General features: G+C 61.5%; 9 protein-coding genes and 1 riboswitch. Of the genes, 2 read left to right on the forward strand and 7 right to left on the reverse strand.

The window, feature by feature from the left end; all coding sequences use genetic code 11:
- The first annotated feature begins 1 nt into the window (after position 1).
- Positions 2–1,336, forward strand: a complete 1,335-nt coding sequence (locus AACY18_RS05905) for a TolC family outer membrane protein (protein WP_339432938.1) — start codon at positions 2–4, stop codon at positions 1,334–1,336.
- 132 nt (positions 1,337–1,468) lie between these two features.
- Here AACY18_RS05905 and ptrR read toward each other — a convergent pair whose 3' ends face one another.
- A complete protein-coding gene (gene ptrR / locus AACY18_RS05910) occupies positions 1,469–2,347 on the reverse strand; it encodes a putrescine utilization regulator PtrR (protein ID WP_221732771.1) in 879 nt (292 codons plus the stop codon).
- A gap of 103 nt (positions 2,348–2,450) precedes the next feature.
- Between ptrR and AACY18_RS05915 the strand changes: the two genes are divergently transcribed.
- The gene (locus tag AACY18_RS05915; RefSeq protein ID WP_339464509.1) at positions 2,451–3,842 is read left to right on the forward strand and encodes an aldehyde dehydrogenase family protein; all 1,392 of its coding nucleotides are present in this window, start codon (positions 2,451–2,453) and stop codon (positions 3,840–3,842) included.
- 80 nt (positions 3,843–3,922) lie between these two features.
- Here AACY18_RS05915 and AACY18_RS05920 read toward each other — a convergent pair whose 3' ends face one another.
- The 6 genes from AACY18_RS05920 to cobW all read right to left on the reverse strand — a co-directional run bounded on the left by AACY18_RS05920 (position 3,923) and on the right by cobW (position 14,263).
- Complete coding sequence (locus tag AACY18_RS05920; protein WP_339432935.1) at positions 3,923–5,482, reverse strand: TerC family protein; 1,560 nt, start codon at positions 5,480–5,482, stop codon at positions 3,923–3,925.
- A 312-nt stretch (positions 5,483–5,794) separates the two neighbouring features.
- Entirely contained in the window at positions 5,795–7,441 is a 1,647-nt protein-coding gene (locus tag AACY18_RS05925; protein WP_339432934.1) for a phospholipase D-like domain-containing protein, read from the reverse strand.
- 181 nt (positions 7,442–7,622) lie between these two features.
- Positions 7,623–8,354, reverse strand: coding sequence for a vWA domain-containing protein (locus AACY18_RS05930; RefSeq protein ID WP_339464510.1), 732 nt, complete (start codon positions 8,352–8,354; stop codon positions 7,623–7,625).
- A complete protein-coding gene (locus AACY18_RS05935) occupies positions 8,279–9,283 on the reverse strand; it encodes an ATP-binding protein (RefSeq protein ID WP_339432932.1) in 1,005 nt (334 codons plus the stop codon). The genes AACY18_RS05930 and AACY18_RS05935 overlap by 76 nt, the downstream gene beginning before the upstream one ends.
- 54 nt (positions 9,284–9,337) lie before the next feature.
- Positions 9,338–13,189: a cobaltochelatase subunit CobN gene (gene cobN / locus AACY18_RS05940; protein WP_339464511.1), complete on the reverse strand. Its 3,852-nt coding sequence runs from the start codon at positions 13,187–13,189 to the stop codon at positions 9,338–9,340.
- A gap of 3 nt (positions 13,190–13,192) precedes the next feature.
- Complete coding sequence (gene cobW, locus AACY18_RS05945; RefSeq protein ID WP_339432930.1) at positions 13,193–14,263, reverse strand: cobalamin biosynthesis protein CobW; 1,071 nt, start codon at positions 14,261–14,263, stop codon at positions 13,193–13,195.
- A gap of 100 nt (positions 14,264–14,363) precedes the next feature.
- A riboswitch (cobalamin riboswitch) is annotated at positions 14,364–14,577 on the reverse strand.
- Positions 14,578–14,598 lie beyond the last annotated feature (21 nt).

Raw genomic sequence — 14,598 nt, forward strand, 5'->3', positions numbered from 1 at the left:
CATCGGGCGGGTGATCGGGGTTGCTGCGCTGCTAGGACTGGCGCAATCGGCAACGGCACTGGACCTGCGCGAGTCGTGGAATCTGATGCAGTTTCAGGGCCCGACCTTCCTGTCTGCCGGTCACGAAAGGGATGCCGCCCAGGAAAACCGCGCCATCGGCAAATCCGGCCTGCTGCCGAAAATCGGCATCACCGCGTTCGACAACCACATCAACGGCACGCAAAAACAGCCGGACTTTTACGGCAACAGCCACACCAACGATCTGAACTACGCCTCGCGCGGTGCCACCCTGCAACTGCGCCAGCCACTGTTCAACAAACAGAAAATGGCCGAGTACCGCCAGGGCCAGTATCAGGCCGACTATGGCAACGCGGTGTTCGACAGCAAGGCACAGGATTCGGCGGTGCGCCTGGCCGGGCGTTACTTCGACGTGCTGCTGGCCCATGAAACCGCCAAACTGGCCAATGCCAAACTCAGCGCACTGAATGAGCAAGTGGCCTCGACTCAGCGCCGACGGCAGTTGGGGGACGGCACCGTGACCGATGTCGATGACGCGGTGGCCAGACGTGATCTCGCTCAGGCCGAACTGATCGAGGCCGAGGACAGCCTGGTCGTCGCCAGGCGCCAGTTGCAAGAGTACGTCGGTGAAGCACCCGACCAGATCGCCACATTGCAGGAGACCTTCCCCACCCCGCCGCTGCAGCCGGACAACCTGCAGGCGTGGATCATCCGCGCCGGCACCGACAACCCGTCGATCCGCGCCCGGCGCTTGAACGTCAACACCGCCGATGAAGAAGTGGCCAAAGCCAAGGCCGGTCACTGGCCAACCCTCGATCTGGTGCTGGGCTACACCGCCGCCGACAGCGAAACCCTGTCCACCCAGAATCAGCGCAACCGCTACACCTCGGCCGGAGTAGAGCTCAACATTCCGCTGTACAGCGGCGGATACGTCAGTGCCCGGGCCCGGCAAAGCGTCGCCACGCGAGACCAGGCGCAAGAGGATCTGAATGCAACACGCGAAGAAATCATCTCCGGCACAACCCGGGAATTTCGCGGTGTGCAAAGCGGTGAAGCGCGCATTCATGCATTGGAAAAAGCCGTCAGCTCCAGCGAGCGCTCGCTGCTGTCGTCAAAGAAAGGCTTCCTGGCAGGCAGCAGCACCAACATCGACATTCTCAACGCCCAGGAACAGATTTTCACCGCTCGTCGCGACCTGTTCGAAGCCAAGTTGCGCTACCTGCTGGCCAAGCTGCGTCTGGCGGCTGACGTCGGCGCATTGGGCGACGACGACATCGAAAGCGCCAACGCCTACCTGGGGCCTCGGCTGTCGTTCTGAACAACCCACGCCAGCCCCCGCCGCCCTCTGTTTTCGGCTGGCCGACGATTAGGCGTGGCACCACTGTTTGAGCCAACACCCCGGCTATTGACTGCGTGGTCGAAACGGTACGCCGTGACGAAAAGGGGTCAATCACTCCCCCGCACGTACCACACCGCGCTCCTCCAACAAGCGTACAAACATACTCAAACTGCGCGACACGGTGCCCCGTCGCCACACCAGCCAAGTGGTCAGGTAGCGAAAATCCGCCGCCAGCGGCCAGACACTGACCGTCGCGCTACCGGGCATGCTTTGCAGCATTTTGCGCGGCATCAGGGCCAGGCCGGCGCCGGCGCTGACGCAGGCGAGCATGCCGTGATAGGACTCCATCTCGAAGATCTTGCCGGGCACGGCAGCGTCGGTGCTGAACCATTTTTCGAAGTGATGGCGATAGGAGCAGTTGGATCGGAAGGCATAGATGTTCTCGCCATTCACATCCGCTGCGCGTTCGACCGGGGGGTGATTGAGCGGCGCAATGATGACCATTTCTTCCTCGAACGCGGGCACACCCTCCAGCGCGGGATGCAACACAGGGCCGTCGACAAAAGCGGCGGCGAGTCGACCGGACAGCACGCCTTCAATCATCGTCCCGGACGGGCCGGTGGACAGGTCCAGGTCGACTTTCGGATGAAGCTGGTTGTAGGCCGCGAGCAGTTCGGGGATTCGTACGGCGGCGGTGCTTTCCAGTGAGCCCAAGGGGAAAGCGCCCTGCGGTTCCTCACCGGCGACGGTGGCCCGTGCCTCTTGAACCAAATCAAGAATGCGCCGCGCATATTCGAGAAAACTCCACCCGGCCGGTGACAGGCGCAAGCGGCTTTTCTCGCGAATGAACAGATCAACGCCCAGATCCTGCTCAAGCTGCTTGATCCGCGTGGTCAGGTTCGACGGCACGCGATGAATCTGCGCAGCGGCGGCGCTGATGCTGCCGTGTTCGGCAACGGCTTTGAAGATTTCCAGCTGCACCAGATCCACAGTCATTCTCCAATCGTGAAAGAAACGATCTTTATTATTCAGTTTCCAGAAAACAAACACCACCCTACTCTAGGCCCATCCACTGAACACGCAGGACAACGCCATGAGCCAGATTTCCAGCCAGACCCACGCTATCTCGATCAACCCCGCCACCGGCGAGCAGATCGGCCATTACGCCTTTGAGTCCGCAGAAGCACTCGACGCCGCACTGACCCGCGCCGCTTACGGCTTCGACAAGTGGAAACGCAAGCCACTGCAAGATCGCTCTCGCGCCCTGACCGCCCTGGCCGCTGCGCTGCGTGAAGGCGCCGAAGCCATGGCGACCATGATCACCCTGGAAATGGGCAAGCCTATCACCCAGGCCCGCGGTGAAATTGAAAAGTGCGCCAAGCTCTGCGAGTGGTACGCCGAACACGGCCCGGCCATGCTCGACGCTGAACCGACCCAGGTAGAAGGCGGCAAAGCGCGTATCGAATATCGCCCGCTCGGCCCGATCCTGGCGGTGATGCCATGGAACTTCCCGATCTGGCAAGTGCTGCGCGGCGCGGTACCGGCGCTGATCGCCGGCAACACTTATGTGCTCAAACATGCGCCGAACGTGATGGGCAGCGCCTATCTGTTGCGCGACGCTTTCACCCGTGCCGGATTTGCCGACGGCGTGTTTGAAGTGATCAACGTCACCCCCGAAGGCGTTTCCACCGCCATCGCCGACCCACGCATTGCCGCCGTCACCCTGACCGGCAGCGTCCGCGCCGGCATGGCCATCGGTGCTCAGGCCGGGGCCGCGTTGAAAAAATGCGTACTGGAACTGGGCGGCTCCGACCCGTTCATCGTGCTCAACGATGCGGATCTGGACGAAGCCGTACAAGCCGCCGTCATCGGTCGCTACCAGAACTCCGGCCAGGTCTGCGCCGCCGCCAAACGGCTGATCATCGAAGAAGGCGTCGTTGAAGAATTCACCCGCAAATTCGTCGAAGCCACACGCACGTTGAAGGTGGGCGATCCGTTGGCGGCTGACACGTACATCGGCCCGATGGCGCGTTTCGATCTGCGCGACGAACTGGATCAACAAGTACGCGACACTCTCGAAGAAGGCGCGACGTTGCTGCTGGGCGGCGGCAAGTCTGAGGGTGTGGGCAACTATTACCAGCCCACCGTGCTGGCGGATGTCACCGACCGCATGACCTCGTTCAAACAGGAACTGTTCGGCCCGGTCGCCTCGATCATCACCGCCCGCGATTGTGCCCACGCCGTCGCTTTGGCGAACGACAGCGAGTTCGGCCTGACCGCTACGATCTACACCGCCAACGTACAACTGGCCCAGCAACTGACCAGCGAACTGGACACCGGCGGCGTGTTCATCAACGGTTACTCCGCCAGTGATCCACGCGTGACCTTCGGCGGCGTGAAGAAGAGTGGTTTCGGTCGCGAGCTGTCGCACTTCGGCGTGCGCGAGTTCTGCAATGCGCAGACCGTGTGGCTGGATCGCAAATAACCCGCCCCCTGCGCCGCAGTAACCTGTGGGAGCGGGTTTGCTCGCGAAGAGGCCGGTAAAGTCAGCGTAATACGTTGCTATTACGCCGACTCGCGCACCAGCAACACCCGCGTCACTCGCCGTTCCTCAACAGCCTTGACGGTCATCTGCCAGCCTTCATATTCCAGGCGATCACCAATCATCGGCAGCCGATCCAGCAAGCTCATCACCAAACCGGCAACCGTCTGATAATCCTCGGTCGGTTCGGCACCGAAACCGGTGCGCTGGCGCACGCGCGCCAGGTTCAATGCACCACTGACGATGAAGCCACCCTGCTCTTCCACCACATCTGGCCCTTCGACTTCGCTGGCATCAGGCAGCTCGCCGGCAATCGACTCGAGAATGTCGGTCATGGTCAACACCCCCACAAAATCGCCGAATTCGTTGACCACAAAGGCAATGTGGGTCGACGCGGCGCGCATCTGTTCCAGCGCATTGAGGATCGAATAGCTGTCGAGCAGGTTGATGGTCTTGCGCGCCAGGTGTTCCAGGTTTGGCTCAGTACCGGCCAGGTACTCCTTGAGCAGCTCCTTCTTGTGCACGAAGCCCAGCGGCTCATCCACCACGCCATCGCGGATCAGCGGCAGGCGCGAGTAGGACGAGTGCATCAACTTCGTGCGAATCGCATCGGCATCGTCGGCCAAATCAATGGTGTCAACGTCGGCGCGCACGGTCATCAGGCCACGGATCGGCCGTTCGGCCAATTGCAGCACGCCGCTGATCATCACCCGTTCACGTCGGTCGAACAGCTCGGCGCCTGGTGCGTCGCCATCGTCCAGCAGGTCAGAGATTTCCTCGCCGACCTCCTCCACCGCCAATTTACGTCCACCCAGCAAACGCAATACCGCATGCGCGGTGCGCTCACGCATCGGACGCAGCCCCTGCATCGAACGCTTGCGGCGAGCCCGTGCGATCTGGTTGAACACCTCGATCAGGATCGAGAAACCAATGGCGGCGTAGAGGTAGCCTTTCGGGATGTGGAAGCCCAGACCTTCAGCGGTCAAGGCAAAACCGATCATCATCAGAAAGCCCAGACACAGCATGATCACCGTCGGGTGTGCGTTGACGAAGCGTGTCAGCGGCTTGCTCGCAACAATCATCAGGCCGATGGAAATGATCACCGCGATCATCATCACCGCCAGCTCATCGACCATGCCCACCGCGGTAATCACCGCGTCCAGAGAGAACACCGCGTCGAGCACGACGATCTGCGCAACGATCGGCCAGAACAGCGCATAAGCAGTATTCGTCGAACGTTCGCCGACATGGCCTTCAAGACGCTCGTGCAACTCCATCGTGGCTTTGAACAACAGGAACACGCCACCGAACAGCATGATCAAGTCACGGCCGGAGAAGCTCTTGTCAAACACCTCGAACAACGGCTGCGTGAGCGTGACCAGCCAGGAAATACTCGCCAGCAAGCCCAGGCGCATGATCAACGCCAACGACAGACCAATAATGCGTGCACGATCACGCTGATGCGGCGGCAGTTTGTCCGCAAGGATTGCGATGAACACCAGGTTGTCGATACCCAGCACCAGTTCCAGCACGATCAAAGTCAACAAGCCTAACCAGGCCGTGGGATCCGCTAACCATTCCATAAAACGTCTCTGTCTCTCTTCAGTGAATTCAGGCTGCCGGACACGGCAAGGCGCAACGCGAAAGCTCAATGGCTGCGTTATCAACGATAGTCGGGAGTCGGAAGACTGGATACTGCGAGTGCGTCAAGACCGCGCCGTGGCGCGAGGGGAAGCTGTAACTGGGAGGTTCCGAGAGGGTGTTCATGTAAATCCTGCATGAAAAAAGGATTTGGAGCGTACAGCCTGGAGTCACTTTTCTTACAGCCTGAAATCATTTCAAAATCTGTATTTCTTGAAAAATACGTCGTTTCGAACGGCCTCAATAACAACGACTTAGCGCCCGGCAAATCGCAGGCGCGACAACTCACGCAAATCCCCTTGGACGTAATAATCGTTAGCCCAACTGTCATCCACCGCCAACGGCCGCACCTGCTTCAATGCCAGTTTCTTCGCGAAATAACGAAACCGGTAATGCTCGTAGAACCGCAGCAACTCCAACCCATAACGATCCGCCAGATCGGTATCGCCGCGAATGATCAGGTAGTTTTCGTCATTGCCGTTGCTGGCCGAGGCGCTGAGGTTATGGCTGCCGCTGATGAGGGTCGGCGTGTCAGTGGTGAAGTCAGTCAACACCACTTTGGTGTGCACCAACAGATTGCCCTTCTGGCCTTTCATGTTTTCGCGTAGCCAACCCTCCAAACCGGTGTTGAGTAACGCCGTGGCGGCGAATTCGGCACTACGATCGGCATGGAACCCGGTGATGCGGCTGGTCGTGTTTTGCAGGCCGAAGCGCAGGATGTCGTCATGGGGTTGGCCAAGCAAGGCATTGAGGATCGCGTCAGGCAACGCGAAGGCGGTGACGAACAACACGTCCTTCTTCGCCGACTCGATGATCTCGACGAACTCGCTCAAATCCGCACCGCCCGTGCGCGGCGAGAAACCGGTGAACAGCGGCTGCGTGGCGTCCATCGGGTTGTGTTCGGTGATCCACGCACGGGTCGCGCCGACATCTGCCGGTGTCGCCCAGACTTCCTCGAAGGTTTGCAGATAGCGGGTGCTGACCGCCACCTCATCGAGCACATGCACAACATTGGCCTGACGATAAACACCGTTGGCGGTGAAATTGGTGCTGCCGCACAGCACTGCCTGCGGCTGGCGTTGACCCGCGGCATCGACACGGCTGAGGACGATGAATTTGTTGTGAAAGATATTGTGGGTGACCCGCCCACGTTTACTCGTCGCCGGCAGCTTCGCAAGACTCGCCTCGTTGAGAGTGGTGTCGTCGTCATCGGGGCGGGCGTGATACAGCACTCGCACCCGCACGCCCCGTTCGAACGCAGCGTTCACGGCATCGACGATGGCTTGCAGTTGGTATTCATAAATCGCGATGTCCAGCGCCCACTCACCATCGGTGGCGCGCGCGATAAACCCCAGCAAGCGCCCGAGCAAGCCGTTTTCCAGCCATTGCCGTGCCGCATCGGGCCAGGCTTCGATGGGCATGTTCTTGTTAGCGCTAAGTTGCGCATCGAGATCGGGAAACTTGCGCTGGAAGGCCTGACTGGCGGCCACCGCGCGGTTGAAAATCACACGCTGGTTGGCCGGATGACCGTCGTCTGAAGTAATGGTCAACTCCAGCGACTCGCCCAGTTGCGGCGCATCCGGCGTGCCATAAGCCAGGTGAACGCGATAGTGAATCGTCATCCCCGGATTGACCGCGTAATCGGCCCAGCGAAATTTTTGCAGCGGCGCCTTATCGCTGGGGGTGGCGTGAAACTGCGCAAACGTGTGGGCTTTGCCGGGGAAGGTCAGGCTGTTGAAGAGAAACAGCCAAGGCTTGTCGCCCTGCTGCTTTTCGATGGCAAACCCGAGCAGGCCTTGGCGACGTGGCTCGGCGAGGTCCATTGCCAGCAGCACGCCGTTGGTGCCGGCGTAAGCCTTGACACGAAAATCGTCCTCAGGGTTGGTGACCAGCATTCGCATCGCTCACTCCTTGTGATTGGGCTGGGTTGGAGCATAGAGCAGTGGTTCGAATTATGTCAGCAGATCTGAAGCCGAGTGGATACCATCGCGGGCAAGCCCGGCTCCCACCGGTCCCGCGGCGGTCACAAAACCTGTGGGAGCGGGATTGCCCGCGACATGGCCTTGTCAGCCGCTGCAGGTTTCAGAGGTCATCGATATGCCGATACTCCGCCCCCAGCGTCCCTGCCAGATCCTTCGCCCGGCCCAAACGGATCGGTCCGCGCTCGATATCAATCAACAGCCCCGGGCACCCGAGCGCCGACAACCCCGACCACGCCTTCAAACGCCCATCCGTCACCACCAGCAAACGCTGTTGCTCGACAGGAAAGCGCTTGCGCCGCACTGTCAGCCACTGCTGCGCCTGCGTCAACGCCGCGAGCAACGGCGTCCCGCCCCCCGCGCCCAACCCATCCAGCCAGACACGCAAACCGCTTGAGGCCTTCAACCCTTGTACCTGCCATTTGGGCACCGCACCACTGGCGGTCAGCAACGCCAGCCGCGCACGCTGGCGATAGGCGTCGTCGAACAGTTGCGCGAGCAGGCCCTTGGCATCGCTCAGTGCGTTATGACGGCGGGTCGAGGCCGAGGCATCGACGATCACCAGCCACAATTCCTGGGGTAAACGGGTGCGCAGTTGAAACAGCAGATCTTCACGTTTTTGCGGACGACCATTTAGCAACGTGCCCGGCCAGTTGACCGAGCCACTGCGAGCCGCATGACGTTTACCCTGGCGTCCGTTGTCGAGTTGTCCGGCGCGGGGTCTGGCATTCGCCCCCGCGTCGGATCGGGGGCGAATGCCTACATCTTTTTTGGCCAGCTCGGCACTTCGCGACGGCTGCCGGTGGCGAGCGCTGGTGCCTGCATGTCGCCCCACTGGCCCTGCCCTTCGTCCGGGTTGGCCTGCGCGTTTGACGGCGATTGCGCGGCTTGTTGCTGAGAACTCGACGGGCCTTGTTCACGACGACGGTGGCGCAAGGCAAATTCCGCCACCGCGTCGATGTCCTCCTCGGCGATGGCCGTGGCGCCGCGCCATGCGGCATGGGCCCGGGCTGCGCGCAACCACACGAGGTCGGCACGCAGACCATCGACGCCAGCGACAAAGCAGCGCTCGGTGATTTGCGCCAGTGCCGCATCATCCAGAGGAATGCCGGCCAAGGTGCTGCGGGCGGTTTCACAGCGCTCGCGAAGGGCTTGCTGCGCGGTTTCCCACAGAGCGCAGAACGCGTGTGGGTCGCTGTCGAAATCCAGTCGCCGACGGATGATCTGACCGCGCTCGGTCGGTGCGGTGTGGCCGCTAAGGGCAACGTTCAAGCCGAAGCGGTCGAGCAGTTGCGGGCGCAACTCACCCTCCTCCGGGTTCATGGTGCCAATCAGGACGAACTTCGCCGAATGCCGATGGGAGATGCCGTCGCGCTCGATCAGGTTGGTGCCGCTGGCCGCGACGTCGAGCAGCAGATCCACCAAATGATCGGGCAAAAGGTTCACTTCATCGACGTACAGCACGCCGCCGTCAGCCTTGGCCAGCACCCCGGGGGAAAACTGAGCCCGGCCATCGCTCAGGGCCGCGTCGAGATCGAGAGTACCGACCAGACGTTCTTCGGTGGCGCCCAGCGGAAGCGTGATGAACTGGCCGCTGGCGAGCAGATCCGCAAGGCCACGGGCCAGGGTGGACTTGGCCATGCCGCGTGGGCCTTCGATCAGCACACCACCGATTTTCGGGTCGATGGCGGTGAGGCACAGGGCGAGTTTCAAATCATCGGCGCCGACCACGGCGGAGAGTGGGAAATGCGGGGTGTCGGTCATTATCAGTACTCGGTCATGGTCGGTGAAATGCTTCCACATTTGAAATGAGCTGCATCAGGTGTCTTCTTCTATGTCCAGCAGCAGATTTTCGAGAGCCTCTTTATAGGCGCCCGGCGCCTGCCACATCCCCCGCTGTTGCGCTTCGAGCATGCGCTCGGTCATGTCGCGCAGTGCGTGGGGATTATGCTCGCGAACAAAATCCCGGGTGGCCGGATCAAGCAGATAAGCATCGGCCAGCAATGCGTATTGATGATCGTCGATCAATTGCGTCGTCGCGTCGAAGGCAAACAGGTTATCCACGGTCGCCGCCATTTCAAACGCGCCTTTATAGCCGTGGCGTTTGACCCCGTCGATCCATTTCGGGTTCGCTGCCCGCGAGCGGATCACCCGGTTGAGCTCCTCCTTCAAGGTGCGGATCTTCGGCAGATCCGGCTGACTATGATCGCCGTGATAACTCGCCGCTGCTTCGCCGCGCAGGCTTTCCACGGCAGCGAGCATGCCGCCCTGGAACTGGTAATAATCGTTGGAATCGAGCAAGTCGTGCTCGCGGTTGTCCTGGTTCTGCAATACCGCTTGCACCTGACTCAAACGCTGAACGAATTGTTCGCGAGCTGCGGTGCCTTCGTCGGAGCCACCGTAGGCATAAGCCCCCCAGTTCACATAAACCTCGGCCAGATCCTCGCGGGTCTGCCACAGACGACCGTCGATGGCGCCCTGCACGCCTGCGCCGTAAGCGCCGGGCTTGGCCCCGAAAATACGCCAACCGGCCTGGCGCCGTGCAGCGTCTTCATCGAGGCCCGATTGCAACAGGGCTTCGCGTTCGGCGCGCACTTTGGCCGCCAAAGGATTGAGATCGTCCGGTTCATCCAGCGCGGCCACCGCTTGCACCGCCGCGTCGAACAAGCGGATCAGGTTGGCAAACGCATCGCGGAAAAACCCGGACACCCGCAGTGTCACGTCAACCCGAGGGCGATCCAGCAGACTCAGCGGCAGGATCTCGAAATCATCGACCCGCTGACTGCCCGTGGCCCACACCGGCCGCACCCCCATCAGCGCCATGGCCTGGGCGATGTCGTCGCCACCGGTACGCATGGTCGCGGTGCCCCACACCGACAGGCCGAGCTGACGCAGGTGGTCACCGTGATCCTGCAAATGTCGTTCGAGAACCAGTGTCGCGGACTGGAACCCGATGCGCCACGCGGTGGTGGTCGGCAGGTTGCGCACATCGACCGAGTAGAAGTTGCGCCCGGTCGGCAGCACGTCGAGCCGGCCTCGACTTGGCGCGCCGCTCGGGCCGGCGGGGACGAAGCGCCCGCTCAAGGCATCGAGCAGACCGCGCATTTCCGCCGGGCCGCAGGCGTCCAGGCGCGGAGCGACCACTTCGTGCAGCGCCTGGATAATCGCATTCACGTCAGACCCACCCGGTCCCTGTGGGAGCGAGCTTGCTCGCCAAAGCGGTGTGTCAGTGCAAGCAGTGTTGGCCGACACGACACCTTCGCGAGCAAGCCCGCTCCAACAGGCGATTTGCAGTGTTTGGGAGATCAGTTCTGTGGCCAACAGTTCGAGGCGTTCGCGGGTATCGCCGGCGGTGCGCCAGACGTCATTGCTGACCTGTTGCAGTTGCTCTGGACGCGGACCAACCCACGGATCGGCCAATGCACAGTCCAACGGATCAAAACCCAGTTCAAATGCCTTGGCCAACGCCCGCAGCAGGCTCGACTGCGCACCTTTGCCGTCACCGCGTGGAATGCGCAGCAGCGCCAACAACGTATCGATGCGCAAACGCCCGGTTGGCGACTCGCCGAAGATGTGCAGGCCATCGCGGATCTGCGATTCCTTCAGATCGCACAAATAAGTGTCCAGACGCGGCAGCCAGATTGCCGCGTCGGCATCGCTGTCCAGCGCCGTGTCCAGTTGCAGTTCGCGATCAATTTGCGTGTCGCGCACCAATTGCAGAATGTCGCGCTGCAACTCACGGGCACGACGCGGATCGAGCAGTTGCGCCTCGTAATATTCGTCCGCCAACAGCTCCAGATTACGCAGCGGGCCATAGGTTTCGGCGCGGGTCAGCGGTGGCATCAGATGATCGATGATCACCGCTTGTGTACGCCGTTTGGCTTGAGCGCCCTCGCCCGGGTCATTGACGATAAACGGATAGATATTCGGCAGTGGCCCGAGCAACGCGTCCGGCCAGCAATTGTGCGAGAGCCCGACGCCTTTGCCCGGCAACCATTCGAGGTTGCCGTGCTTGCCGACGTGAATCACGCCGTGGGCGCTGTACGTGTTGCGCAGCCAGAAATAGAAGGCCAGATAACCGTGTGGCGGCACCAGATCCGGGTCGTGGTACACCGCACTCGGATCAACCTGATACCCCCGCGCCGGCTGGATGCCGATGAAGGTCAAGCCAAAGCGCAGGCCGGCGATCATCATTCGCCCGTCACGACACATCGGGTCTTTTTGCGGCGCCCCCCAACGCTCAACCACCGCGGCACGATTGGCTTCGGGCAGCGCGTTGAACATTGTCATGTAATCGTCCATCGCCAGACTTTGCAGGCATGGACGCTGGTCAATCGTGTCGAGGTCATTGCTGACTCCACCGAGCAACTGCTGGATCAACTCAGTGCCGCTGTCCGGCAGCTCGGCGGTTATCGGATAACCCTCAGCCTGCAACGCTCGAAGAATATTCAGCGCGGCTGCCGGCGTGTCGAGGCCAACGCCGTTACCGATACGCCCGTCGCGGGTCGGGTAGTTGGCGAGGATCAGCGCAATGCGTTTCTCGGTGTTCGGTACCCGCGCGAGATCAATCCAGCGGCGCGCCAGTTCGGCGACAAAATCCATGCGCTCGGGTTGCGCCCGGTAGCAGACCACATCGGATTGGCTACGCTCGCTGCGCCAGGCCAGATCCTTGAAACTGATCGGGCGGCTGATGATGCGTCCGTCGAGTTCCGGCAACGCAATGTGCATTGCCAGGTCCCTTGGCCCGAGGCCTTGCTCGCTGTCGCGCCAGCCTGGTTCGTTGTCCTGGGCGCAGATCGCCTGGATCACCGGGATGTTGCGGCGAAACGGCCGCAGATGCGGCATTTCCGGGCTCGACTGAGCGAAACCGGTGGTGTTGAGAATCACCCCTGCCTCAACTTCATCCAGCCAATCCTCGACCATCGACAGGCAGCCGGGTTCTTTCAGACTGGCCACCGCTATAGGCAGCGGATTGAGTCCCGCTGCCTGCAAGCGCTGACAGAAAACATCGATGAACGCGGTGTTCGCCGCTTGCAAATGCGAGCGGTAAAACAGCACCGCCGCAACCGGTTGATCGGCCAGCCAATCAGCTTGTTGCCAGTCACTCAGTGCGGCGGCGTTTTTATGCGGATGGTAAATCGCTGTGCGCGGCAGGGGTTGCGGCTCGGCCCAGGCGTAATCGCGTGCGAGCCAGCGGTTGGCCAGACAATGAAAGAAATCCAGCGCATTGCCCATGCCGCCCTGTCGCAAGAACTGCCAGAGCCGGTCGCGGTCGACCGCGCCGACGGTGCTCAGCTCACTGAGTTCCGGGTCGGGGCGATCGCAGCCCGGCACCATAATCACCTGCACACCGCGCTCGGCCAGCTCGACCAGACGCTCGACACCGTAGCGCCAATAGGCAATGCCACCGTGCAGCGAGATCAGAATCACCTTGGCATGGCGCAACACTTCATCGACATACAGATCGACCGAGGCGTGATTCTGCACCTGCATCGGGTTGGCCAGGCGCAGGCTCGGATAATCCTCGGGCAATTGCTGCGCCGCTTCGGCGAGCAACGCCAGGCTGGAGTCGCCGCTGCACAGGATCACCAGTTCGGCGGGGGTTTGCCCAAGGTCGGCAATGTTGTCATCCGACACGAAACCGCCGGGCTGGGTCCTGAGCAGGTGCATGGCTTAAACGCTGAGTGCGGCGCGAAGTTGCGCTTCGAGTTGAGTGGCGTCGAGTTCCTGACCGATCAGTACCAGACGGGTGACGCGCGCTTCATCGGCGCCCCACTGCCGGTCGAAATGCTTGTCGAAACGCGTGCCCACGCCTTGAATCAGCAAACGCATCGGTTTGTTCGGTATCGCCGCGAAACCCTTGACGCGCAGGATACCGTGCTGGACCACCAGTTGCGTCAGCGCATCGAGCAGCAGGCTTTCGTCGGCTTGCGGCAGTTCGATGGAGATCGAATCGAAGGCGTCGTGATCGTGGTCATCGTGGTCGTCATCACCGTCGTGGTGATGATCGTGATGGCTGTGGCGGCTGTCGATGTGCTCTTCAGAGCCTGCCCCCAGACCGATCAGCACGTCCAACGGCACGCGACCGTTGCTGGCCTCGATGATCTTCACCGCTGGCGGCAGCTCTTCGGCGACTTCGAGGCGCACCCGGGCCAGATCTTCAGGGCTGGTCTGGTCGGCCTTGTTGAGGATCACCAGATCGGCGCTGGCCAGTTGGTCGGCGAACAGTTCGTGCAAGGGCGACTCGTGATCCAGGTTCGGATCGAGTTTGCGCTGGGCATCGACCTGATCCGGGAACGCAGCAAAAGTGCCAGCGGCCACGGCCGGGCTGTCGACCACGGTGATCACCGCATCAACGGTGCAGGCGCTGCGGATTTCCGGCCACTGAAAGGCTTGTACCAGCGGTTTTGGCAGGGCCAGGCCCGAAGTTTCGATGAGAATGTGGTCGAGGTCGCCGCGGCGGGCCACCAGTTCGCGCATCACCGGGAAAAACTCTTCCTGCACCGTGCAGCACAGGCAACCGTTGGCCAGTTCATAAACGCGGCCGGTGGCTTCTTCTTCGGTGCAGCCGATGGTGCACTGTTTGAGGATTTCACCGTCGATGCCCAACTCACCGAATTCATTGACGATCACCGCGATGCGACGGCCCTGTGCGTTGTCGAGCATGTGTCGCAACAACGTGGTTTTACCCGAACCGAGGAAGCCGGTGACGATGGTGACGGGGAGTTTGGCCAGTGTTTTCATCGATATGCCCTTTGGCAAGGTGGCGGGCATACGGGACGAGAACCGGCAACGCGCGTGCGCGCCGGAAGCGTTCGCCACCGGATCACCCCGCCCGGTTGTAGTGAGAAACTGTGACGAGGCAGGTCTCCTGGCTGACGGCGTTCAGGCGCTGGGCCTGGCATTCACTGCGCCTTCCCGCTGGCGCCTTGTGCAAGGGCTGGCAGTGGCGTGGCAGTGAACTTCACCGTTCACAGTTGCGGGGGCAGCCGCGGCATTGACCGCGTTCCCTTCTTAGCTTCGGCCAGTGCCGAAGAACCTCGAAAGCACAAGGCTACGCATGGCTTGCTGATGGGTCA

The sequence above is a fragment of the Pseudomonas sp. EA_65y_Pfl2_P74 genome (assembly GCF_963970575.1).
GTDB lineage: Bacteria > Pseudomonadota > Gammaproteobacteria > Pseudomonadales > Pseudomonadaceae > Aquipseudomonas > Aquipseudomonas baetica_A.